Source organism: Pseudomonas sp. PB106 (genome assembly GCF_009764645.1).
GTDB lineage: Bacteria > Pseudomonadota > Gammaproteobacteria > Pseudomonadales > Pseudomonadaceae > Aquipseudomonas.
In genome coordinates this window covers 1-23,923 of the sequence record NZ_RWIM01000101.1, presented here as the reverse complement: position 1 = coordinate 23,923, position 23,923 = coordinate 1, and the positions used below count along the sequence as shown (strand labels likewise).

General features: G+C 60.5%; 16 protein-coding genes. 14 read left to right on the top strand and 2 right to left on the bottom strand.

Features of this window, described 5'->3' with window-relative positions; all coding sequences use genetic code 11:
• Window positions 1-85: 85 nt before the first annotated feature.
• Entirely contained in the window at window positions 86-2,305 is a 2,220-nt protein-coding gene (locus tag EJA71_RS13345) for a primosomal protein N' (RefSeq protein ID WP_158957545.1), read from the bottom strand.
• A 287-nt stretch (window positions 2,306-2,592) separates the two neighbouring features.
• Here EJA71_RS13345 and rpmE point away from each other — a divergent pair, with 287 nt between their 5' ends.
• The 3 genes from rpmE (at window position 2,593) to EJA71_RS13330 (ending at window position 5,084) form a co-directional block, all read left to right on the top strand.
• On the top strand, window positions 2,593-2,817 hold the full coding sequence (rpmE, locus tag EJA71_RS13340) for a 50S ribosomal protein L31 (RefSeq protein WP_158957543.1): 225 nt from the start codon (window positions 2,593-2,595) through the stop codon (window positions 2,815-2,817).
• A gap of 14 nt (window positions 2,818-2,831) precedes the next feature.
• The gene (locus EJA71_RS13335) at window positions 2,832-3,632 is read left to right on the top strand and encodes a thermonuclease family protein (RefSeq protein ID WP_158957541.1); all 801 of its coding nucleotides are present in this window, start codon (window positions 2,832-2,834) and stop codon (window positions 3,630-3,632) included.
• Window positions 3,633-3,815: 183 nt separating this feature from the next.
• Window positions 3,816-5,084: a malic enzyme-like NAD(P)-binding protein gene (locus EJA71_RS13330; RefSeq protein ID WP_158957539.1), complete on the top strand. Its 1,269-nt coding sequence runs from the start codon at window positions 3,816-3,818 to the stop codon at window positions 5,082-5,084.
• A gap of 265 nt (window positions 5,085-5,349) precedes the next feature.
• Here the strand turns inward: EJA71_RS13330 and EJA71_RS13325 are convergent, their stop codons facing one another.
• Window positions 5,350-7,797 (bottom strand): penicillin-binding protein 1A, encoded by a 2,448-nt coding sequence (locus tag EJA71_RS13325; RefSeq protein ID WP_158957537.1) that lies wholly within the window; start codon window positions 7,795-7,797, stop codon window positions 5,350-5,352.
• Between the two features lie 216 nt (window positions 7,798-8,013).
• Here EJA71_RS13325 and EJA71_RS13320 point away from each other — a divergent pair, with 216 nt between their 5' ends.
• The 11 genes from EJA71_RS13320 to hemE all read left to right on the top strand — a co-directional run bounded on the left by EJA71_RS13320 (window position 8,014) and on the right by hemE (window position 23,821).
• Window positions 8,014-9,078 carry a pilus assembly protein PilM gene (locus EJA71_RS13320; protein WP_158957535.1) on the top strand — a complete coding sequence of 355 codons (1,065 nt, stop codon included), beginning with the start codon at window positions 8,014-8,016 and terminating at the stop codon, window positions 9,076-9,078.
• Window positions 9,078-9,644: a PilN domain-containing protein gene (locus tag EJA71_RS13315; protein ID WP_158957533.1), complete on the top strand. Its 567-nt coding sequence runs from the start codon at window positions 9,078-9,080 to the stop codon at window positions 9,642-9,644. Before EJA71_RS13320 ends, EJA71_RS13315 begins: the two co-directional genes overlap by 1 nt.
• Window positions 9,641-10,264, top strand: coding sequence for a type 4a pilus biogenesis protein PilO (gene pilO, locus EJA71_RS13310; RefSeq protein ID WP_158957531.1), 624 nt, complete (start codon window positions 9,641-9,643; stop codon window positions 10,262-10,264). The genes EJA71_RS13315 and pilO overlap by 4 nt, the downstream gene beginning before the upstream one ends.
• On the top strand, window positions 10,261-10,788 hold the full coding sequence (locus tag EJA71_RS13305; protein ID WP_158957529.1) for a pilus assembly protein PilP: 528 nt from the start codon (window positions 10,261-10,263) through the stop codon (window positions 10,786-10,788). The genes pilO and EJA71_RS13305 overlap by 4 nt, the downstream gene beginning before the upstream one ends.
• Window positions 10,789-10,801: 13 nt before the next feature.
• Window positions 10,802-12,880 carry a type IV pilus secretin PilQ gene (gene pilQ / locus EJA71_RS13300; protein ID WP_158957527.1) on the top strand — a complete coding sequence of 693 codons (2,079 nt, stop codon included), beginning with the start codon at window positions 10,802-10,804 and terminating at the stop codon, window positions 12,878-12,880.
• Between the two features lie 4 nt (window positions 12,881-12,884).
• On the top strand, window positions 12,885-13,403 hold the full coding sequence (aroK, locus tag EJA71_RS13295; protein ID WP_045122260.1) for a shikimate kinase AroK: 519 nt from the start codon (window positions 12,885-12,887) through the stop codon (window positions 13,401-13,403).
• Between the two features lie 152 nt (window positions 13,404-13,555).
• On the top strand, window positions 13,556-14,656 hold the full coding sequence (gene aroB / locus EJA71_RS13290) for a 3-dehydroquinate synthase (protein WP_008077246.1): 1,101 nt from the start codon (window positions 13,556-13,558) through the stop codon (window positions 14,654-14,656).
• Window positions 14,657-14,666: 10 nt separating this feature from the next.
• A complete protein-coding gene (locus tag EJA71_RS13285; protein WP_158957525.1) occupies window positions 14,667-16,259 on the top strand; it encodes an AAA family ATPase in 1,593 nt (530 codons plus the stop codon).
• A 349-nt stretch (window positions 16,260-16,608) separates the two neighbouring features.
• On the top strand, window positions 16,609-21,054 hold the full coding sequence (gene gltB, locus EJA71_RS13280; protein WP_158957523.1) for a glutamate synthase large subunit: 4,446 nt from the start codon (window positions 16,609-16,611) through the stop codon (window positions 21,052-21,054).
• Window positions 21,055-21,087: 33 nt separating this feature from the next.
• Complete coding sequence (locus EJA71_RS13275) at window positions 21,088-22,506, top strand: FAD-dependent oxidoreductase (protein ID WP_158957521.1); 1,419 nt, start codon at window positions 21,088-21,090, stop codon at window positions 22,504-22,506.
• 247 nt (window positions 22,507-22,753) lie between these two features.
• Window positions 22,754-23,821 (top strand): uroporphyrinogen decarboxylase, encoded by a 1,068-nt coding sequence (gene hemE, locus EJA71_RS13270; protein ID WP_158957519.1) that lies wholly within the window; start codon window positions 22,754-22,756, stop codon window positions 23,819-23,821.
• Window positions 23,822-23,923: the final 102 nt, after the last annotated feature.

The following is a 23,923-nucleotide window of genomic DNA, read 5'->3' as shown; positions in this document are numbered from 1 at the left end:
GCAAAAGATCGCAGCCTGCGGCAGCTCCTACACAGAATTTCGCATTTTCCTGTAGGAGCTGCCGAAGGCTGCGATCTTTTGATCTTCAATACAAATCGACGGGATCGACATCCAACGACCAGCGCACCGCCCGCCCACTCGGCATCTGCTCCAGCACCAGCAGCCAACTGGCCAGCAATCGATGCAGCGGTGCCCGCGCCGTCGCCTGTAACAAAAGCTGCGCACGATAACGTCCGGCACGGCGTTCCATCGGCGCCGGCACGGGTCCAAGCAGTTCGATACCGGTCAAATTCTGCTCAACCAGCAAGCGCTCCGCCGCGCTGCACGCCTCATCGAGAAAACCTTCTGCCTGTCCCGGTTTGTGCGCTTCGGCGCGCAGCAGCGCCAGATGCGCAAACGGTGGCAGCCCGGCGGCGCGACGCTCGCTCAAGGCCTGCTCGGCAAAGGCAAAATAACCCTGCTCGGTGAGTTGCACCAATAAAGGATGGTCAGCCAAGTGCGTCTGGATGATCACCTTGCCCGGCTCTTCCGCACGCCCTGCACGTCCGGCGACCTGCACGATCAACTGCGCCATGCGCTCGCTGGCGCGGAAATCACCGGAGAACAAACCGCCGTCGGCATCCAGAATCGACACCAGCGTCACCCGCGGAAAGTGGTGACCTTTGGCCAACATCTGCGTGCCGACCAGAATGCACGGCTGGCCTTTCTGAATTGTCGCGAACAGCTGATTCATCGCGTCCTTGCGCGAAGTACTGTCACGGTCGACGCGCAGCACCGGATAGTCGGGAAACAGAATCGCCAGCCGTTCCTCGGCGCGCTCGGTGCCCGCGCCGACCGGGCGCAGATCGACCTTGTTGCACTTCGGGCACTGGCGCGGCGTGCGCTCGACGTTGCCACAGTGATGACAGCGCAACTCGCCATAGCGCTGGTGCACGGTCATCCGCGCATCGCAGCGCGAGCATTCGGACATCCAGCCGCAATCGTGGCAGAGCAGCGTCGGCGCAAAACCGCGTCGGTTAAGGAACACCAGCACTTGCTGGCCGGCCGCCAGGGTCTGACCGATGGCTTGTTGCATCGGCCCGGAAATGCCGCTGTCCAGCGGACGGCTTTTCACGTCCAGACGCAGGAAGCGCGGCTGCTTGGCGCCGCCGGCCCGCTCGTTCAGGCGCAGTAGGCCGTAGCGACCGGTGTAAGCGTTGTGCAGGCTCTCCAGCGATGGCGTCGCGGACCCCAGTACGATCGGGATGTTTTCCTGGCGAGCGCGCACCAGCGCCAGATCGCGAGCGTGATAGCGCAAGCCTTCCTGCTGTTTATACGAACCGTCGTGCTCTTCGTCGATGATGATCAGCCCGGGATTTTTCATCGGCGTGAACAGCGCCGAACGCGTGCCGATAATGATGTCGGCCTCGCCATCACGGGCGGCGAGCCAGGCGTCGAGGCGCTCGCGATCATTGACCGCCGAGTGCAGCAAGGCGATGCGGGCATTGAAGCGCTGTTCGAAACGCGCCAGGGTCTGCGGGCCGAGATTGATCTCGGGGATCAGCACCAGCGCCTGCTTGCCGGCTTCGAGGGTTTCGCGGATCAACTGCAAATAGACTTCGGTCTTGCCGCTGCCGGTTACGCCGGCCAGCAAGAACGCGTGATAACTGTCGAAGCCGGCACGGATCGCTTCGTACGCGGCGCGTTGCTCGCTGTTGAGCGGCAGTTCCGGTTGCGCCAGCCAGTGTTCGTGGCGCACGCCCGGCGCGTGGCGGCGGATCTCGACCTGCACCAGACCTTTGGCCAGGAGCAGATCGAGGCTGTCCTTGCTCAGCATCAGTTTGCTCAGCAATTGATGGGCGACCCCGTGCGGATGCTGGGCCAGGGTCGCCAACGCCTCACGCTGGCGCGGTGCGCGGGCGACGCGCGGATCATCGAGGCTTGCGCCGGGGGTGATCGACCAGAAACGCTCTTGCCGGGCCTCGGCCAGTTCGCCCTGGCGCAACAGCACCGGCAACGCCCAGCTCAAAGTGTCGCCGAGGCTGTGCTGGTAATACTGCGACGTCCACAGGCACAGCTTGAACAGCGCGGGCGGCAACGGCGGCGTGTCATCGAGCAGGGCCAGCGCCGGTTTGAGTTTTTCCGCCGGCACTTCGCTGGTGTCGGTGACCTCGACCAGAATCCCGATCATTTCGCGCCGGCCGAACGGCACCCGCAGGCGCATGCCCGGCTGCAATTGCTCGCGCCGCACCCCGGCCGGCGCTCGATAGTCGAACAGGCGGCGCAGGGGCGAAGGCAGGGCAAGGCGCAGAATGGCGTCGGGCACGCGGGGGGATCTCTATAAACGCAAAAGAAGGGTTGAGCGCATATCAATTGTGGGAGCGAGCTTGCTCGCGAAGACGGCGTATCAGGCGCTTAAACATTGACTGACACAACGCATTCGCGAGCAAGCTCGCTCCCACAGGGGATGCGTCCAAGGCCGGGAGCCTAGCAGACGGTCGGTCTCGGTGACAGCTTGCGTGATTGAAAAGGTCTGGTAGAATCCGCGGCCTAATTACGTGCGGTATTCAACAATAGTGTTGGGTGGCGGCACGCTAGCCTGAGGAATACACCATGAAAGCTGATATCCATCCAGAATACCCAGTCATTGCTGTTACCTGCAGCTGTGGCAACAAGTTCGAAACCCGTTCGACTTTCGGCAAAGCCATGCCAATCGACGTGTGCAACGAATGCCACCCGTTCTACACCGGTAAGCAGAAGACTCTGGACACCGGTGGTCGCGTTCAGAAGTTCGCAGACCGTTTCGGTGCTTTCGGCAAGAAACCTGCTGCAGAGTAAGGTTGAAGGGCCCGGTGGGCTTTTCCTCGTTGCTGAAAAAGGCGTCCCTCGCGGGCGCCTTTTTTGTGTCTGCGATTTGGCTGTCCGGCGCGCAGGCCTTCTGCCCGGCGCCTGCGCAGTTGACTAGCGTTGCGGTGCAGCGCGTGGTCGATGGCGACACCCTGCGCCTGAGCGACGGTCGCAGCGTACGCATGATCGGCCTCAATACGCCTGAGCTGGGCAAGCAGGGTCGCAGCGACGAACCGTTCGCGGTGGCGGCGCGCCAACGTCTGCAAGCCTTGGTCGATGCCAGCGGCGGACGTGTCGGTTTGCGCCCCGGCAAGCAAGCCAAAGACCATTACGGTCGTACGCTCGCGCATGTTTACAGTGCCAGCGGCGCCAATCTCGAAGCGCAAATGCTCGCCGATGGCCTCGGTTTTCAGGTCGCGGTGGCGCCGAATGTCGATCTGGTCGCCTGCCAGCAAGCTGCCGAACGCAGTGCGCGACAGGCACGCCGGGGGCTTTGGCGGCAAACGTCTGTACTGAAAGCGGAGCAGATCCAGCGCTCGGGCTTCGCCGTGGTCAGTGGGCGTGTGAGCAAGGTGCAACGCAATCGCGGCGGAATCTGGATCGAGTTGCAGGACTCGCTTGTATTGCGCGTTGCACCCAATCTGGTCGGACAATTCGACAATGCCCGCTTGCAAGCGCTAAAGGGCAAGCAGATCGAGGCGCGCGGCTGGATTGTCGATCGTTCACGTCGGGGTGGCTTGGAACAGGGTCAGCCACGCTGGCTACTTCCGCTGACAGATCCTTCGATGTTGCAAAGCGCCCGCTGAATAAAAATTGTAGACATTTTTTATGTCGATTGTGAACAGTCCAGCCCTTGTGCGCCGTGGCTCTTGGCCCAAAGTCGTAGGGCAGGGCGCTTGACAGGGGTGACCGCTCAGTCTTGTGGGGACTTTGCGAGGCGCGTATCCTCGCTGACCAGTCTGTCCAACAGTAAAAAGCGGAATGCCAAAATGTCTGATCTGAAAACTGCCGCTCTCGAATATCATGCCAATCCTCGTCCAGGGAAGCTGAGTGTCGAGCTCACCAAGGCCACTGCTACCGCTCGCGACTTGTCGCTGGCCTACAGCCCCGGCGTAGCTGAACCAGTGCGTGAGATCGCTCGCGATCCTGAACTGGCCTACAAATACACCGGCAAGGGCAACCTGGTTGCAGTCATTTCCGATGGCACCGCGATTCTCGGCCTGGGTAACCTCGGCCCGTTGGCGTCCAAGCCAGTGATGGAAGGTAAAGGCGTGCTGTTCAAGCGCTTCGCCGGCATCGACGTTTTCGACATCGAAGTCGACTCCGAAAGCCCGCAAGCCTTCATCGACACCGTTAAGCGTATCTCCATCACCTTCGGTGGCATCAACCTGGAAGACATCAAGGCACCTGAGTGCTTTGAGATCGAACGCGCTCTGATCGAGCAGTGCGACATTCCGGTATTCCACGATGACCAGCACGGCACCGCAATCGTGACCGCTGCCGGCATGATCAACGCCCTGGAAATCGCTGGCAAAACCCTGCCGGAAGCGAAAATCGTCTGCTTGGGCGCCGGCGCTGCGGCCATCTCCTGCATGAAACTGCTGGTGAGCATGGGCGCACGCATCGAAAACATCTTCATGGTTGACCGTACCGGCGTGATCCACTCCGGCCGTGACGACCTGAACCAGTACAAAGCGGTATTCGCTCACGCCACCGAGAAGCGCAGCCTGGCTGACGCACTGGCAGGCGCTGACGTGTTCGTCGGTTTGTCCGGCCCGAACCTGCTGAGCGCTGAAGGCCTGCTGTCGATGGCGGCCAACCCGATCGTGTTCGCCTGCTCGAACCCGGATCCGGAAATCTCCCCGGAGCTGGCACACGCCACCCGTAACGACGTGATCATGGCCACCGGCCGTTCGGACTACCCGAACCAGGTCAACAACGTACTGGGCTTCCCGTTCATCTTCCGTGGTGCCCTGGACGTTCGCGCCAAGCGCATCAACGAAGAAATGAAAGTGGCTGCCGCCAACGCCCTGCGTGAGCTGGCCAAGCTGCCTGTGCCACAGGACGTGTGCGACGCCTACGGTGGCGCTCCGCTGGAATTCGGCCGTGAATACATCATTCCGAAGCCAATGGACAAGCGTCTGATCACCCTGATCTCCGACGCTGTGGCCAAAGCGGCAATCGAGACCGGCGTGGCAACCCTGCCGTATCCGAAGAACTACCCGCTGAAAAGCGTGGATGACGTGTTCAACGGCTAAGCCGTTGTAGCGCTTCAACCTAAAGCCCCGGCTCGTGAGAGTCGGGGCTTTTTTGTGGCTGAGGGTTTTGTGTTGCTCTGCCGGGCCTCTTCGCGAGCAAGCTCGCTCCCACAGTGATTGCGTTGTGCCTCACGTTAGTGAACACCCCAGAACCCTGTGGGAGCGAGCTTGCTCGCGAAGGCGCCGGGTCAGTCAGCACATAGACTGGCAGGTGTAAAAAAGCCCCGCACTTCAATCGAAGGCGGGGCTTTTCAATACCGCTGGATCAGAACAGATCGATCGGTGCCTGCTCATCCGCCGGCAGCGGGCTGCCCGGTGCCGTGCCGTTGCCCAGCTCGTTCACCGACGGTGGCGTGTCTTCCGACTTGAACAGCTCGAAGTACGCGCCCGGTGTGCTCGGCGTCGCCGCACGGCCGCTGACCGGGTCCACGCGCAGGCTCAGCAAGCCTTCCGGCTCAGGCTGAACATGCGGCGGCTTGTCTTTCAGTGCAGCCGACATGTAGTTCATCCAGATCGGCAGTGCCACCGTGCCGCCGAACTCGCGACGACCGAGGCTTTCCGGCTGGTCGAAACCGGTCCAAACCGTGGTCACGTAATCGGCGTTGTAACCGGAGAACCACGCATCTTTCGATTCGTTGGTGGTACCGGTTTTGCCAGCGATGTCGCTGCGACCCATGGCCAATGCGCGACGGCCGGTGCCGAGCTTGATCACGTCCTGCAGCATGCTGTTGAGGATGTACGTGGTACGACCATCGACGATCCGCTCAGCCACCGCCGGCGCTTGCGGTACGGCGGCGTTGCCCGGTGCTTCACCCGGAACCGGAGCAGCATCGACCGTGAACAATTGAGCGTCCGGCGCAGCGATACCGTCCGTCGCCGAACCACCCTGTGGCACGGTCGGCGGATTGGCGACGAACAGCGTGTCACCGTTGCGGCTTTCGATCTTGTCGATGATGTACGGGGTGATCTTGTAGCCGCCGTTGGCGAACGTGCTCCAACCGGTGGCGATCTCCATTGGCGTCAGGGTTGCAGTGCCCAGCGCCAGCGACAGGTTTGGCGGCAGGTCCTGCTTGTTGAAGCCGAAGCGGGTGATGTAGTCGATGGTCTTGCCCACGCCCATCGCCTGCAGCAAGCGGATCGACACCAGGTTGCGCGACTTGTAGAGCGCTTCACGCAGACGGATTGGGCCGAGGAAGGTGTTGGTGTCGTTCTTCGGACGCCAGACTTTGTCCAGGTACTCGTCGACGAACACGATCGGCGCGTCGTTGACCAGCGTGGCGGCGGTGTAGCCGCTGTCCAGCGCGGCGCTGTAGACGAACGGCTTGAAGCTCGAGCCCGGCTGACGCTTGGCCTGCATGGCGCGGTTGTAGTTGCTCTGCTCGAAGGCAAAACCGCCGACCAGCGAGCGGATCGCACCGTTCTGCGGGTCCAGCGACACCAGCGCCCCTTGTGCCTGCGGGATCTGGCTGAACTTCAGTGAATTGTCTTTCTGACGCTGGACACGAACCAGATCACCGACCGCCGCAACATCCGACGGCTGACGCGGATTGGCGCCCATGCTGTTGGTGTTGAGGAATGGACGCGCCCATTTCATGGTGTCCCAGGCGACGTGCTCTTCGCCGGTGCGGGTCAGCACTTGCAGGCCGTTCTTGTCGACCTGCGTGACGATGGCCGGCTCGAGGCTGCTGATCGTGCGTTGCTTGGTCAGCTCACTGGCCCACGCTTCACGGGTCTTGCCCGGCAGACGCGACTCAGGGCCACGGTAGCCGTGACGCTGATCGTAGGTCATCAAACCTTCGTGCAGCGCGGTGTTGGCCATTTCCTGCAGATTGCTCGGCACTGTGGTAGTGACGCGGAAACCTTCGGTGTAAGCCTCGCTGCCATAGCGACCGACCATTTCGGCGCGGGCCATTTCGGCGATGTACGGTGCGTTCACTTCTGGTGTAGGCACGTGATAGCTGGCGTTCAGCGGCTCGTTGATCGCAGCGGTGTAATCCGCCTCGGTGATCTTGCCGAGCTTGTACATGCGCCCGAGAATCCAGTCACGACGTTCTTTGCTGCGCGCCGGGTTGGCCAGCGGGTTGAAGCGCGACGGTGCTTTCGGCAGACCAGCGATCATCGCCATCTGCGCCAGGCTGATGTCACGGATCGACTTGCCGTAATACACCTGCGCCGCCGCCTCAATGCCATAGGCGCGGTTGCCCAGATAAATCTTGTTTACGTACAGCTCAAGGATTTCGTCCTTGGTCAGCTGCCGTTCGATCTGCAGGGCCAGAAGAATTTCGGTGGTTTTGCGCGAGAAGCTGCGTTCGCTGGTGAGGAAGAAGTTCTTCGCCACCTGCATGGTAATGGTGCTGCCGCCGGACTGAATGTGTCCGCTTTTTACCAATTGGGTCGCGGCGCGCATCAGGCTGCTCGGATCGACGCCATAGTGGTTGGCGAAATTGTCGTCTTCAGCACTTAGTAACGCATTAATGAAATTGGGGGGAATGTCGGCGAAACGGATCGGCGTACGGCGCATTTCGCCAAACTCTGCGATCAACTTGTTATCGCTGGAGTACACGCGCAGGGGAATCTGCAACTGAATGCTTCTCAGCGCCTCCACAGACGGCAAACCCGGACTAAGGTAAAGAAACGCGCCGCTGAGACCTAAAAGCAGTCCGCAGAAAACGGCGACGATGGACCAACCGAAAAATTTCAGCAGACGAATCAAGGCGTTTGAACATCCAGGGCAAAGAATGAATTTGGCGACGGGGTTCCGGCTACACACAGAACAGTCCGCGCTGGCAGTAAAAAGCGGAAAAAAACGCTGGGCATTATAAGCACTTTTCCGTCGGAGGCGTCATTTGCGCTTCTGTCAAGACGGGATGAAGGAACGCAATGCGTATTACAGAGTCCGTAACTCACGGAAAGTCATAGGGAATTGGTAGTGCTGGGACTCTTCAATAAAAAGACCAATACGTTACTGGGGATCGACATCAGCTCCACCTCGGTGAAGCTGCTGGAACTGAGCCGTCAGGGCGATCGCTACCGGGTCGAGGCGTACGCGGTGGAGCCATTGCCGGCGAACGCCGTGGTCGAGAAAAACATCGCTGAGCTCGAAGGCGTCGGTCAGGCCCTCAGTCGGGTGCTGGTCAAGGCTCGCACAGGGCTGAAAAGCGTGGCGGTCGCGGTGGCCGGTTCCGCGGTGATCACCAAGATCATCGAAATGGATGCCGGACTGTCCGACGACGAGCTGGAAAACCAGCTCAAGATCGAAGCCGACCAATACATTCCCTATCCGCTGGACGAAGTCGCCATCGACTTCGAAGTCCAAGGCGTTTCGCCGCGCAACCCGGAGCGGGTCAATGTGTTGCTGGCCGCCTGCCGCAAGGAAAACGTCGAAGTCCGCGAAGCCGCACTGGCACTGGCCGGGCTGACGGCGCGCGTGGTCGATGTCGAGGCTTACGCGCTGGAACGGTCATTCAGTTTGCTGGCGACGCAACTGGCGGCCTCTCAGGAGCGCCTCACCGTCGCGGTTGTCGACATCGGCGCGACCATGACCACCCTCAGCGTCCTGCACAACGGCAAGATCATCTACACCCGCGAACAACTGTTCGGTGGCCGGCAACTGACCGAGGAAATCCAGCGCCGTTATGGCCTGACCATCGAGCAGGCGGGATTGGCGAAAAAGCAGGGCGGCTTGCCCGACGATTACGTCGCCGAGGTTCTGCAGCCGTTTCGCGAGGCGCTGGTGCAGCAGGTATCGCGTTCGTTGCAGTTTTTCTTCGCGTCCGGGCAATACAACGCCGTCGATCACATTCTGCTCGCCGGCGGCACGGCGTCGGTACCGGGGCTGGACCGGCTGATCGAGCAACGCCTGAATACACCGACCCAAGTGGCCAATCCGTTTTCCAACATGGCCCTGAGCAGCAAGGTCAACGCTGGGGCGCTGGCGAGTGATGCGCCGGCCCTGATGATCGCCTGCGGGCTCGCGCTCAGGAGTTTCGACTGATGGCGCGGATCAACCTTCTACCTTGGCGCGAGGAGCGTCGCGAAGAGCGGCGCAAACGCTTCCTGCTGGCGCTGATCGGCGTGGTGGTCGGCTCGATCGGCGCGGTTTTGATCGCTGACCAGGTCTACAGTTCTGCAATCCAGCGACAGATGGCGCGCAACGATTACATCGGCAAGCAGATCGCCGTCGTCGATGAGCGAATCAAGCAGATCAGCGAGCTCAAGGCCCATCGCCAGCAGCTGGTCGAGCGCATGCGCATCATCCAGGACCTACAGGGCAATCGGCAGATCAGCGGGCGGATTTTCGATCAACTGGCGCGCACGCTGCCCGACGGTGTGTATTTCACCGACGTGAAGATGAGCGGCAAAACCCTGTCGATCAGCGGTGCGGCGGAATCGAATAACCGTGTCTCCGAGCTGATGCGCAATCTGGACGCTTCCGACTGGTTCGATGCACCGAGCCTTAACGAAGTGAAGGCGACGACCGCCGGTCAAGTGGATCAGGCCAACACGTTTGAGCTGACCGTTCGTCAGACTCAGCCGAAGACCCTGGAGGACGACCAATGAAGCCGTCCGAGTGGCTGGAGAGCCTGCGCAACATTGACTTCAATGATCTTGATACCAACAACATCGGCTCCTGGCCGGCTGCGGTAAAAGCCATTGCCGGTGCCCTGCTCATGGCTCTGGTCCTGGGGCTTGGCTACAACTTTTTCATCAGCGATCTGGAAAATCAGCTCGATGCCAAGCGCGAAGAGGAGGCCACACTCAAGGAGCAATTCGCCAGCAAGGCGCATCTGTCGGCCAATCTGGAGCTGTACACCCAGCAAATGAAAGAGATGGAAAACTCTTTCGGCGTGCTGCTGCGGCAACTGCCCAGTGACACCGAAGTGCCGGGTCTGCTCGAGGACATCACCCGTACAGGTCTGGGCAGCGGGCTGGAGTTCGAAGAGATCAAACTGCTGCCGGAAGTAACCCAGCCGTTCTACATCGAACTGCCGATCCAGATCACCGTGACTGGCGCCTATCACGACCTCGCCACCTTCGTCAGCGGCGTGGCCGGGCTGCCGCGAATCGTGACGTTGCATGATTTCGAACTGGCGCCGATCAGCCCTGAGAGCGGGCCGAAACTGCGCATGAGCATTCTTGCCAAGACGTATCGCTATAACGACAAGGGGCTGCAGAAATGACCCTGATTCGTTATTTCGCCTTGGCGATGGCGCTGTTTGCGCTCAGTGGTTGTGGGGGCAGCGATGATTTCAGCGACCTCGATGCCTACATGAACGAAGTGCGCCTGCGACCGGCGGGCAAAATTGAACCAACCCCGACATTTCGGTCTTACCCGACATTCACTTACAGCGCGGCCAATCTGCGCAGTCCGTTTTCGCGGCAGGTGCGCGTCGATCTGGCTGGGCAGAAACACGGCTCGCGCAGCGTCAAACCCGACCCCAACCGGGTCAAGCAATACCTCGAAGTTTTCAATATCGAGCAGTTCGAGATGGTCGGCACGATCTCCAATGTTTCCGGGTCGTTTGCGCTGTTGCGCGGGGCGGGCGGGGTGCATCGGCTGAAAGTCGGCGATTACCTGGGGCGCAACGATGGGCGCATTGTTGCCATCAGCGCCACTCAGGTCGATGTGGTCGAAATCGTGCCGGACGGCCAGGGCGCCTGGCTGGAGCGCCCGCGCACCATTCCTTTGAAAGAGCATTCATAGTGGAAGTCGAACAATGAACAGGATTTTCTCCACCCTCGGTTTTTCGCTATGGATAGCGCTGATGTCGCCGGTGGTAATTGCGGCCAACCTGAAGACGCTGGACGTCGCGGCGTTACCGGGGGATCGCGTCGAGCTGAAACTGTCCTTCGATGGCCCGCCGCCGCAGCCCAAGGGTTACACCACCGAGTCGCCGGCGCGGATTGCCCTCGACCTGCCGGGTGTTGCCAGTCAGTTGGCCAGCAAGAACCTCGATCTGGGCAGCGGCAATGCCCGCACGGCCACCGTGGTTGAAGCGAAGGACCGGACGCGCCTGATCGTCAGCCTCACACAGCTTTCGCAGTACAGCACACGTGTTGAAGGCAACAATCTGTTCGTGGTTGTTGGGCAGGGTGCGCCAGTCGCTGCGCCGCGTCCGGCCGTTGCGCCGCGCGCCACTGCGGCGGCAGCGGCTCCGGTCAAGGCATTCGTGCCGACCAGTCGGGCCATTCGCGGCGTCGACTTCCAGCGCGGCACGGCGGGCGAGGGCAATGTCGTCATCGATCTGTCCGACCCGACCATTGCCCCGGATATTCAGGAGCATGACGGCAAGATCATTCTCAGCTTCACCCGCACGCAACTGCCGGAGAAGCTGCGGGTACGCCTCGACGTCAAGGATTTCGCCACCCCGGTGCAGTTCGTCAATGCCGGCGTGAGCGGTGATCGCACGGTTATTACTGTCGAACCCAGCGGCACTTATGAATACTCAACCTTCCAGACCGACAACAAGCTGACCGTCAGCATCCGTCCGATGACGGTCGACGACCTGCAAAAGCGCAATGCCGATCGCAACAACTATGTCGGCGAAAAGCTTTCGCTGAATTTCCAGGACATCGACGTACGTTCGGTGCTGCAACTGATCGCCGACTTCACCAACCTCAATCTGGTTGCCAGCGATACGGTGCAGGGCGGCATCACGTTGCGCCTGCAAAACGTGCCGTGGGATCAGGCGCTGGATCTGGTGTTGAAAACCAAGGGGCTGGATAAACGCAAGATCGGCAATGTCCTGCTGGTCGCGCCGGCTGACGAGATCGCTGCTCGCGAACGCCAGGAACTGGAATCGCAAAAGCAGATCGCCGAACTGGCGCCGCTGCGTCGTGAACTGCTGCAGGTGAATTACGCCAAAGCCGCAGACATCGCCAAGCTGTTCCAGTCAGTGACCAGTGCTGAGGCGAAAATCGACGAGCGTGGCTCGATCACTGTCGATGAGCGGACCAACAACATCATCGCCTACCAGACCCAGGATCGCCTCGACGAACTACGGCGCATCGTGGCGCAACTGGATATTCCGGTGCGCCAGGTGATGATCGAGGCACGCATCGTTGAGGCCAACGTCGATTACGACAAGAGCCTCGGCGTGCGTTGGGGCGGTTCGGTGCAGAACAAAGGCAACTGGAACACCTCCGGGGTCAGCAACGGTTCGTCGACCACCATCGGCACGCCGGGCAGCACCAGCACCAACTCACCGTTCGTCGATATGGGCACCGTCAATAACACCTCGGGGATCGGCATCGCCTTCATTACCGACAATGTCTTGCTCGATCTGGAGCTGACGGCCATGGAAAAAACCGGCAACGGCGAAATCGTATCCCAGCCGAAAGTCGTCACCTCGGACAAAGAGACCGCGAAAATCCTCAAGGGCACCGAGATTCCGTATCAGGAAGCCAGCTCCAGCGGTGCCACTTCGGTGTCGTTCAAAGAGGCTTCGCTGTCGCTGGAAGTGACGCCGCAGATCACCCCCGATAACCGCATCATCATGGAGGTCAAGGTCACCAAGGACGAACCGGATTACCTGAACAAAGTGCAGGATGTGCCGCCGATCAAGAAAAACGAGGTGAACGCCAAGGTGCTGGTCAACGATGGCGAAACCATCGTGATTGGCGGTGTTTTCTCAAATACTCAAAGCAAGGTCGTAGATAAGGTGCCATTTCTTGGCGATGTGCCGTATCTTGGCCGCCTTTTCCGGCGTGATGTGGTTTCGGAGAAAAAATCCGAGCTGCTGGTGTTTCTCACTCCGCGTATCATGAACAATCAGGCGATTGCTGTGAGTCATTGATTCTGTGCGAAATTTGATTCTTGTAGGACCGATGGGCGCTGGTAAAAGCACCATCGGCCGGTTGCTGGCCAAAGAGCTGCGCCTGCCGTTCAAAGATTCCGACAAGGAAATTGAACTGCGCACGGGCGCCAATATCCCGTGGATCTTCGACAAAGAAGGCGAGCCGGGCTTTCGTGACCGTGAGCAGGCGATGATCGCCGAGCTTTGCGCGTTTGACGGCGTGGTTCTGGCGACCGGCGGTGGCGCAGTCATGCGCGATGCCAATCGCAAGGCCCTGCACGAGGGCGGACGAGTGGTGTATCTGCACGCGTCTGTGGAGCAGCAGGTCGGTCGCACTTCGCGCGACCGCAATCGGCCGTTGCTGCGTACTGCCGATCCAGCGAAAACCCTGCGTGACTTGCTCGCCATCCGCGATCCGCTTTATCGGGAAATTGCCGATCTCGTCGTGGAAACCGACGAACGGCCGCCACGCATGGTGGTGCTCGACATTCTCGATCGTCTGGCGCAGCTTCCACCCCGTTAAAGCATCGCTCGAAATGCGCTATCCTCGGCGTCCTGTCACAACCCACTGAGGTTGTGGCGGATGGCGTGCGAGCGGCGTCATACCCGCTACAAGCCGCAGACAACCAATAATTCAGGGCAGGACGCCTGCTTCCATCTTCACTGTGGGGACACATGCAGACACTCAAGGTCGATTTAGGCGAGCGCAGCTACCCGATTCATATTGGCGAAGGTTTGTTGGATCAGCCTGAACTGCTGGCGCCACATATCCATGGGCGGCAGGTGGCAATCATCTCCAACGAGACCGTTGCACCGCTCTATCTCGAACGTCTGACCCGCAGCCTCGCGCAGTTCTCGGTGATCTCGGTGGTTTTGCCGGACGGCGAAGCCTTCAAGAACTGGGAAACCCTGCAACTGATCTTCGACGGTCTGCTGACCGCCCGTCATGATCGCCGCACCACCGTGATCGCCCTCGGCGGCGGTGTGATCGGCGACATGGCCGGCTTCGCAGCGGCCTGTTACCAGCGCGGCGTCGATTTCATCCAGATCCCTACTACTTTGCTGTCTCAGGTCGATTCGTCGGTGGGCGGCAAAACCGGGATCAACCATCCGCTGGGCAAGAACATGGTCGGCGCCTTCTATCAGCCGAACGTGGTGCTTATCGATACGGCGTCCCTGAAAACCCTGCCAGAGCGTGAGCTGTCCGCCGGTCTGGCAGAGGTCATCAAGTACGGTCTGATCTGCGACGAGCCGTTCCTGACCTGGCTCGAAGACAACGTCGACGCCCTGCGCGCACTGGATCAAAAAGCCCTGACTTACGCCATCGAGCGCTCCTGCGCGGCCAAGGCTGCGGTGGTCGGTGCCGATGAAAAGGAAACCGGCGTGCGCGCCACGCTCAATCTCGGCCACACCTTCGGCCACGCCATCGAAACCCACATGGGCTATGGTGTCTGGCTGCATGGTGAAGCGGTCGCGGCGGGCACCGTGATGGCGCTGGAAATGTCCGCGCGTCTGGGCTGGATCAGTGATGAAGAGCGTGATCGCGGCATTCGTCTGTTCCAGCGCGCCGGTCTGCCGGTAGTGCCGCCGGAAGAGATGAGCGAAGCCGATTTTCTTGAACACATGGCAATCGACAAAAAAGTGATCGACGGTCGTCTGCGCCTGGTGCTGCTGCGCCGGATGGGCGAAGCGGTAGTGACCGCCGATTATCCGAAAGAGGTTCTACAGGCCACGCTGGGAGCGGATTACCGCGCCCTGGCTCAGCTTAAAGGTTAATAAGATTCCGATGACTAGTTTGCATGCCGACGAGGCGTTCCTCGGCCATTTCCAGTTAAGTCACGACCCCTTCGCGCCTCGGGTGCCGGGCTTCAAATTCTTCCCGGCCCAGCGCAAACCGGTGCTGGGGCAACTGCACCATTTGGCGCGTTACAGCCAATTGCTGCTGGTGGTCACTGGCCCGCAGGGCAGCGGCAAGACCTTGCTGCGTCAAGCGCTGGTCGCCAGCACCAACAAGCAATCGGTGCAGAGCGTGGTGGTTTCCGCCCGTGGTGCCGGCGATGCTGCTGGCGTCCTGCGCCAAGTGGCTCAGGCATTGAACGTGGCTCAGGCCGAAGTGGGCGCGATTCTGGATCAGGTGGTGCAACTCGCGCTGACCGGCCAGGAAGTCTATCTGCTGGTGGATGACGCCGAGCAGCTCGACGAATCCGCTCTCGAAGCGTTGATGGCGCTGGGGGCCGGTGCACCGGAAGGTCGCCCGCACGTGTTCCTGTTCGGCGAGTCATCGCTGATCGCGCAACTCGAGGCTTTGCACCTCGAGGAAGAGCGCTTCCACGTCATCGAATTGCAGCCGTACACCGAAGAAGAGACCCGCGAGTATCTCGACCAACGGCTCGAAGGTGCGGGCCGTGGTGTCGAACTTTTCACCGCGGATCAGATCTCTGATATTCACGAAAGTGCCGAGGGTTGGCCGGGCAACATCAACCAGGTCGCTCGCGATGCTCTGATCGAAGTCATGATTGCCAGCCGCTCTGCGGTGAAGCGTCCAAGTATGGGGTTCAACATGCCGAAGAAACACGTATTGGCGATTTCCGCCGTCGTTGTGGTCGCGGTCGCCGCCGCCTGGTTGATGCCAGGTCGCAACAAGGCGCCAACCACCGGCGCACCTGCCAATGAACAGGCGCAGTTGCCATTGGGTCAGGGCGCCGCGAACGGGGCTAATCCGTCCGTCGAATTCGCCGGTAACACGCAGCCGATGCCGCTGCCGCTGGTCGGCAACTCGCAGCCGGTCATGCGTGGCCCGTTGGCTGAAGAGGCCGGTGGCATCACTGAAGGCGACGACGGCGTGCCGCTCGAAGGCTCCAGCGCTACGCCGCCTACCGTAACCACTTCCGCGCCACCAGCAGGCGTTCCGGCCGGTCCTGCACCGACACCGGTTCCAGTCCCGGCGGCCAAACCGACTCCAGCGCCAACTCAAGTTGCCACCGCCAAGCCTGCTCCGGCAGCGCCAGCGGCGAAACCGGCCCCAGCGCCAGCCAAGCCAGTTGCTGCGGCCAAACCGGCCGAGAAGCCGGTCACCGTCGCCAAAGCCGCCGGTGGTAGCTGGTACGCCGGTCAACCGACCGGTAACTACGTGGTGCAGATCCTCGGCACCAGCTCGGAAACTGCCGCGCAAAACTTCGTCAAGGAGCAGGGCGGCGAGTACCGTTATTTCAAGAAAGTCCTCAACGGCAAGCCGCTTTACGTGATCACCTACGGCAACTTCGCCAATCGTGATGCAGCCGTTTCTGCCATCAAGGCCTTGCCAGCGAAGGTTCAGGCTGGTAAACCTTGGCCTCGCACTGTCGCCAGCGTCCAACAGGAACTGGCAACAACTCGCTGAAGATTCGGCGGCCTTACCCAGGCCGCCTCTCCAAGCACCTCAAAATTTCTACGAGTGCGCGCTTCCTTCCAGGTCGCGTGCCTTGTGGTGTCTGCGTCACAGTAGTCTTTGAGTCGTTGCGGTCAAAATTAAAAAAGTTTTGACTAGCACAGCATATCGCTTTAAACCTTTCACAAATGCGACATGAATTTGCGACATTTCGTCGTCAAATTTGTGAGCCTCTGTGTCGCTGTGTACAATGACCACCCTTTTGCCCCCGCTAAGCCGGCGTACGTTCGGCGCGGAATGCAAGTGGTTGAATTGAAAAGAAATTTGCCTCGAGAAGAGGCAGCCTGGTGAGAAAGTGTCTATGAAAGCAGGTCTGTACCAACCAGATGAATTCAAGGATAACTGCGGTTTCGGCCTGATAGCCCATATGCAGGGCGAACCCAGTCATACCCTTTTGACAACGGCCATCGAGGCCCTGACCTGCATGACCCACCGCGGTGGGATTAATGCCGACGGCAAGACCGGTGACGGTTGCGGTCTGCTGATTCAAAAGCCTGATGCGTTCCTGCGTGCCATTGCCCAGGAAACCTTCAGCGTCGAGCTGCCCAAGCAATATGCGGTGGGCATGGTCTTCTTCAACCAGGATCCGGCCAAGGCCGAAGCCGCTCGCGAGAACATGAACCGCGAGATCCTCGCTGAAGGCCTGCAGTTGATCGGCTGGCGCAAAGTGCCAATCGACACCAGCGTCCTCGGCCGCCTGGCCCTTGAGCGCCTGCCGCAGATCGAGCAGGTGTACATCGGCGGCGAAGGCCTGAGCGATCAGGACATGGCCGTGAAGCTGTTCAGTGCGCGTCGTCGTTCGTCGGTGTCCAACGCCGTCGACTCCGACCACTACATCTGCAGCTTTTCGCACAAGACCATCATCTATAAAGGCCTGATGATGCCGGCCGATCTGGCCGCGTTTTATCCAGACCTGAGTGATGAGCGCCTGCAAACCGCGATCTGCGTGTTCCACCAGCGCTTCTCCACCAACACCTTGCCGAAATGGCCGCTGGCCCAGCCATTCCGCTTCCTCGCCCACAACGGCGAGATCAACACCATCACCGGTAACCGTAACTGGGCACAGGCCCGTCGGACCAAGTTCAGCAACGATCTGATGGATCTGGAAGAACTCGGCCCGCTGGTCAACCGTGTCGGTTCCGACTCCTCGAGCATGGACAACATGCTGGAGCTGATGGTCACTGGCGGCATCGACCTGTTCCGTGGCGTGCGGATGATCATTCCGCCAGCGTGGCAGAACGTCGAAACCATGGACCCGGATCTGCGTGCGTTCTACGAGTACAACTCGATGCACATGGAACCGTGGGACGGCCCGGCCGGCGTGGTAATGACCGACGGTCGTTACGCGGTGTGCCTGCTCGACCGTAACGGTCTGCGCCCGGCGCGTTGGGTCACCACCACCAACGGTTTCATCACCTTGGCGTCGGAAATCGGCGTGTGGGACTACAAGCCTGAAGATGTAATTGCCAAGGGCCGTGTCGGCCCTGGCCAGATCTTCGCCGTGGACACCGAAACCGGGCAGATCCTCGACACCGATGCGATCGACAACCGTCTGAAATCCCGTCATCCATACAAGCAATGGCTGCGCAAGAATGCCCTGCGCATTCAGGCGACCATGGAAGACAACGACCACGGTTCGGCTTTCTACGACGTCGATCAGCTCAAGCAATACATGAAGATGTATCAGGTCACGTTCGAAGAGCGCGATCAGGTCCTGCGTCCGCTCGGCGAGCAAGGCTACGAAGCCGTGGGCTCGATGGGCGACGACACGCCGATGGCCGTGCTCTCGCAGCGCGTGCGCACGCCGTACGACTATTTCCGCCAGCAGTTCGCGCAGGTGACCAACCCGCCGATCGACCCGCTGCGTGAAGCGATCGTCATGTCGCTGGAAATCTGCCTCGGTGCCGAGCGCAACATTTTCCAGGAATCGCCGGAACACGCCTCGCGCGTGATCCTCAGCTCGCCGGTCATTTCCCCGGCCAAGTGGCGCTCGTTGATGAACCTCGACCGTCCGGGTTTCGAACGGGCGATCATCGACCTCAACTACGACGAAAGCGTCGGCCTCGAAGCGGCGATCCGCAATGTTGCCGATCAGGCTGAAGAAGCCGTGCGTGCCGGTCGTACCCAGATCGTCCTGAGCGACCGCCATATCGCTCCGGGCAAGCTGCCGATTCACGCATCCCTGGCGACCGGTGCGGTGCACCACCGCCTGACCGAAAAAGGCCTGCGTTGCGATTCCAACATCCTCGTTGAAACCGCGACCGCCCGTGACCCGCATCACTTTGCTGTGCTGATCGGTTTCGGCGCCTCGGCGGTCTATCCGTTCCTCGCGTACGAAGTGCTGGGCGACCTGATCCGTACCGGTGAAGTGCTGGGCGACCTCTACGAGGTGTTCAAGAACTACCGCAAAGGCATCACCAAAGGTCTGCTGAAGATCCTTTCGAAGATGGGCATTTCGACCATCGCTTCGTACCGTGGTGCGCAGCTGTTCGAAGCGATCGGCCTGTCCGAAGAAGTCTGCGACCTGAGCTTCCGTGGTGTGCCGAGCCGCATCAAGGGTGCACGTTTCGTCGACATCGAAGCCGAGCAGAAAGCACTCGCCACCGAAGCCTGGAGTCCGCGTAAGCCGATCCAGCAGGGCGGTCTGCTGAAGTTCGTCCACGGTGGCGAATATCACGCTTACAACCCGGACGTGGTCAACACCCTGCAAGCCGCCGTGCAGCAGGGCGACTACGCCAAGTTCAAGGAATACACCTCGCTGGTGGACAACCGTCCGGTGTCGATGATTCGCGATCTGTTCAAGGTCAAGACCCTCGACACGCCGCTGGACATCAGTGAAATCGAACCGCTGGAATCGGTGCTCAAGCGCTTCGACTCCGCCGGTATCTCGCTGGGCGCCTTGTCGCCGGAAGCTCACGAAGCCCTGGCCGAAGCCATGAACCGCCTCGGTGCGCGTTCCAACTCCGGCGAAGGTGGTGAAGATCCGGCGCGTTACGGCACCATCAAGAGCTCGAAAATCAAGCAGGTCGCGACTGGCCGTTTTGGTGTAACCCCGGAATACCTGGTGAACGCCGAAGTGCTGCAGATCAAGGTCGCGCAAGGCGCCAAGCCGGGCGAGGGCGGGCAACTGCCGGGCGGTAAAGTCAATGGGCTGATCGCCAAGCTGCGCTACGCAGTGCCGGGCGTAACGCTGATTTCGCCGCCGCCGCACCACGACATCTACTCGATCGAAGACTTGTCGCAGCTGATTTTTGACCTGAAACAGGTCAACCCGAAGGCGCTGGTTTCGGTCAAGTTGGTAGCCGAAGCAGGCGTCGGCACTATCGCTGCCGGTGTGGCCAAGGCCTATGCGGACTTGATCACCATCTCCGGCTACGACGGTGGCACCGGTGCTTCGCCGCTGACTTCGATCAAATACGCTGGCGCACCGTGGGAACTCGGCCTCGCTGAAACCCACCAGACCCTGCGCGGCAACGACCTGCGCGGCAAAGTCCGGGTGCAGACCGACGGTGGCCTGAAAACCGGCCTCGACGTGATCAAGGCGGCGATTCTCGGCGCTGAAAGCTTCGGCTTCGGTACCGCGCCGATGATCGCGCTGGGCTGCAAATACCTGCGTATCTGCCACCTGAACAACTGCGCCACCGGCGTTGCGACGCAGAACGAGAAGCTGCGTAAAGACCACTACATCGGCACCGTCGACATGGTGGTGAATTTCTTCACCTACGTCGCCGAAGAAACCCGTGAATGGCTGGCCAAGCTCGGCGTGCGCTCCCTGGAAGAGCTGATCGGTCGTACCGATCTGCTGGAAATCCTCGAAGGGCAGACCGCCAAGCAAAACCACCTGGATCTGACGCCGCTGTTGGGCAGCGACCACATCCCGGCGGACAAGCCACAATTCTGCGGCGTTGAGCGCAACCCGCCGTTCGACCAAGGCCTGCTGGCCGAGAAAATGGTCGAGATGGCTTCGTCGGCGATCAACGACATGAGCGGCGCCGAGTTCGACCTGGATATCTGCAACTGCGACCGTTCGATCGGTGCGCGGATCTCCGGCGAAATCGCGCGCAAGCACGGCAACCAAGGGATGGCGAAAGCGCCGATCACCTTCCGCTTCAAGGGTACTGCCGGTCAGAGCTTCGGCGTGTGGAACGCCGGCGGTTTGAACATGTACCTCGAAGGCGACGCCAACGACTACGTCGGCAAAGGCATGACCGGTGGCAAACTGACCATCGTGCCGCCGAAGGGCAGCGTTTATAAGACTCAGGAAAGCGCCATCATCGGCAACACCTGCCTGTACGGCGCGACGGGCGGCAAGCTGTTCGCCGCCGGCACCGCAGGCGAGCGTTTCGCTGTGCGTAACTCCGGTGCCCACACGGTTGTGGAAGGCACTGGCGATCACTGCTGTGAGTACATGACCGGTGGTTTTGTCTGCGTTCTGGGCAAGACCGGTTACAACTTCGGCTCTGGCATGACCGGTGGTTTCGCCTACGTGCTCGATCAGGACAACACCTTCGTTGACCGGGTCAACCACGAACTGGTGGAAATCCAGCGGATCAGCGGCGAGGCGATGGAAGCCTATCGCAGCCACCTGCAAAACGTGCTGAACGAGTACGTCGCGGAAACCGACAGCGAGTGGGGTCGTGAACTCGCCGAAAACCTCGATGACTACTTGCGCCGTTTCTGGCTGGTCAAGCCTAAGGCTGCCAACCTGAAGTCGTTGCTTTCCAGCACTCGTGCCAACCCGCAGTGATATGCGCCTGAAGAGTTTGATGAGGTTTTAACAATGGCTGAACGTCTGAATAACGACTTCCAGTTCATCGATGTCGGGCGCAAAGATCCGAAGAAGAAACTGTTGCGTCAACGCAAGAAAGAGTTCGTCGAAATCTACGAACCGTTCAAACCCCAGCAGTCGGCCGATCAGGCCCACCGCTGTCTGGGTTGCGGCAACCCGTATTGCGAATGGAAGTGCCCGGTGCACAACTTCATTCCGAACTGGCTGAAGCTGGTGGCCGAAGGCAACATCCTTCAGGCCGCGGAGCTGTCGCACCAGACCAACACGCTGCCGGAAGTCTGCGGCCGCGTGTGCCCGCAGGATCGTCTGTGCGAGGGTGCCTGCACCCTTAACGACGGTTTCGGCGCGGTGACCATCGGTTCGGTCGAGAAATACATCACCGACACCGCGTTCGCCATGGGCTGGCGCCCGGACATGTCCAAGGTCAAACCGACCGGTAAACGTGTCGCGATCATCGGCGCGGGCCCGGCGGGTCTGGGTTGTGCCGACGTGCTGGTGCGTGGCGGCGTGACCCCGGTGGTGTTCGACAAGAACCCGGAAATCGGCGGCCTGCTGACCTTCGGCATCCCCGAGTTCAAGCTGGAAAAGACTGTGCTGAGCAATCGTCGCGAAGTCTTCACCGGCATGGGCATCGAGTTCCGCCTGAATACCGAAGTCGGCAAAGACGTGACCATGGAGCAACTGCTCGCCGAATACGATGCAGTGTTCATGGGCATGGGCACCTACACCTACATGAAGGGCGGTTTTGCCGGTGAGGATCTGCCGGGCGTTTATGACGCGCTGGACTTCCTGATCGCCAACGTCAATCGCAACCTGGGCTTTGAAAAGTCGCCGGAAGATTTCGTCGACATGAAAGGCAAGAAGGTTGTGGTGCTCGGCGGCGGCGACACGGCGATGGACTGCAACCGCACGTCGATCCGTCAGGGCGCCAAATCGGTGACCTGCGCGTATCGTCGTGACGAAGCGAACATGCCCGGCTCGCGCAAAGAGGTGAAGAACGCCAAGGAAGAAGGCGTGAAATTCCTCTACAACCGCCAGCCGATCGCCATCGTTGGCGAAGAGAAGGTTGAAGGCGTCAAAGTGGTCGAGACCCGTCTCGGCGAACCGGACGCCCGTGGCCGTCGCAGCCCCGAGCCGATCCCGGGCTCCGAAGAGATCATCCCGGCCGACGCCGTGGTCATCGCGTTCGGTTTCCGCCCGAGCCCGGCGCCGTGGTTCGAACAGTTCGAAATCCAGACCGACAGCCAGGGCCGCGTTGTTGCCCCGGAGCAAGGTCAGTACAAGCACCAGACCAGCAACCCGAAAATCTTCGCCGGTGGCGACATGGTGCGCGGTTCCGACCTGGTAGTGACGGCGATCTTCGAAGGCCGCAATGCAGCCGAAGGGATCCTTGATTACCTGGGTGTCTGATCCCGTCTAGCTGACTGCAATGCAATATCTGTGGGAGCTGGCTTGCCAGCGATAGCATCACCTCGGTTAATCTGGCACACCGAGGTGTCCGCATCGCTGGCAAGCCAGCTCCCACAGTGTTTCGGGGTGCTGCAAAATCTGCATTCCAACGCAATAAATTGACCCGATAGACAAAAGGCTGACCTGCATCCGTGCCTTTTGCGTCGCGCTCTGAGAAAATGCCCGCACTTTTTTTCCGGATGCCGACATGACTGCCCTGAAGAACGACCGTTTTCTCCGCGCCCTGCTCAAGCAACCCGTAGACGTCACCCCGGTGTGGATGATGCGTCAGGCCGGTCGCTACCTGCCGGAATACCGCGCCAGCCGCGCCCAGGCCGGTGACTTCATGAGCCTGTGCATGAATCCGGAATTCGCCTGCGAAGTCACGATGCAACCGCTCGACCGCTATCCACAACTGGACGCGGCGATCCTCTTCTCCGACATCCTCACCATCCCCGATGCCATGGGCCAAGGCCTGTACTTCGAGACTGGTGAAGGCCCACGCTTCAAAAAAGTCGTCAGCACCCTGGCCGATATCGAAGCATTGCCGATCCCTGATCCGCACAAAGACCTCGGCTACGTGATGGACGCGGTCAGCACCATTCGCCGCGAGCTGAACGGCCGCGTGCCGTTGATCGGCTTCTCCGGCAGCCCGTGGACCCTGGCGACCTACATGGTCGAAGGCGGCTCGTCGAAAGACTTCCGCAAGACCAAAGCGATGCTCTACGACAACCCGCAAGCCATGCACCTGCTGCTGGATAAACTGGCGCAGTCGGTAACCTCGTACCTCAACGGCCAGATCATGGCTGGCGCGCAAGCGGTGCAGATCTTCGATACTTGGGGCGGCAACCTGTCGGCGGCGGCGTACCAGGAGTTCTCGCTGGCCTATATGAAGAAAATCGTCAGCGGCCTGATCCGCGAAAACGACGGTCGCAAAGTACCGGTGATCCTCTTCACCAAAAACGGCGGCCTGTGGCTGGAAAGCATCGCCGAGGCTGGCGCCGACGCACTGGGCCTGGACTGGACCTGCGACATCGGCAACGCCCGCGCCCGTGTCGGCGACAAGGTTGCCCTGCAAGGCAACATGGACCCAACCGTGCTCTACGCCAAACCGGAAGCGATCCGCACCGAAGTCGGGCGCATTCTGGCCAGCTACGGCAAAGGCAGCGGTCACGTGTTCAACCTTGGCCATGGCATCACGCCTGAGGTTGATCCGGAGCATGCGGGTGCGTTCCTGCGCGCGGTGCATGAGTTGTCGGCGCAGTATCACGAGTGATCGCGTTGTAATAAAAAACGCCCGGCCAATGCCGGGCGTTTTTTCAAGATCAAAAGATCGCAGCCTTCGGCAGCTCCTACATGGGATTAATGTAGGAGCTGC

Coding starts and splice junctions, on each gene's coding strand:
- EJA71_RS13330 (WP_158957539.1), top strand. CDS start 3,816: ATGTCTGATCTGAAAACTGCCGCTCTCGAATATCATGCCAATCCTCGT.
- EJA71_RS13315 (WP_158957533.1), top strand. CDS start 9,078: ATGGCGCGGATCAACCTTCTACCTTGGCGCGAGGAGCGTCGCGAAGAG.
- hemE (WP_158957519.1), top strand. CDS start 22,754: ATGACTGCCCTGAAGAACGACCGTTTTCTCCGCGCCCTGCTCAAGCAA.
- pilQ (WP_158957527.1), top strand. CDS start 10,802: ATGAACAGGATTTTCTCCACCCTCGGTTTTTCGCTATGGATAGCGCTG.
- EJA71_RS13305 (WP_158957529.1), top strand. CDS start 10,261: ATGACCCTGATTCGTTATTTCGCCTTGGCGATGGCGCTGTTTGCGCTC.
- EJA71_RS13285 (WP_158957525.1), top strand. CDS start 14,667: ATGACTAGTTTGCATGCCGACGAGGCGTTCCTCGGCCATTTCCAGTTA.
- rpmE (WP_158957543.1), top strand. CDS start 2,593: ATGAAAGCTGATATCCATCCAGAATACCCAGTCATTGCTGTTACCTGC.
- EJA71_RS13275 (WP_158957521.1), top strand. CDS start 21,088: ATGGCTGAACGTCTGAATAACGACTTCCAGTTCATCGATGTCGGGCGC.
- pilO (WP_158957531.1), top strand. CDS start 9,641: ATGAAGCCGTCCGAGTGGCTGGAGAGCCTGCGCAACATTGACTTCAAT.
- gltB (WP_158957523.1), top strand. CDS start 16,609: ATGAAAGCAGGTCTGTACCAACCAGATGAATTCAAGGATAACTGCGGT.
- aroB (WP_008077246.1), top strand. CDS start 13,556: ATGCAGACACTCAAGGTCGATTTAGGCGAGCGCAGCTACCCGATTCAT.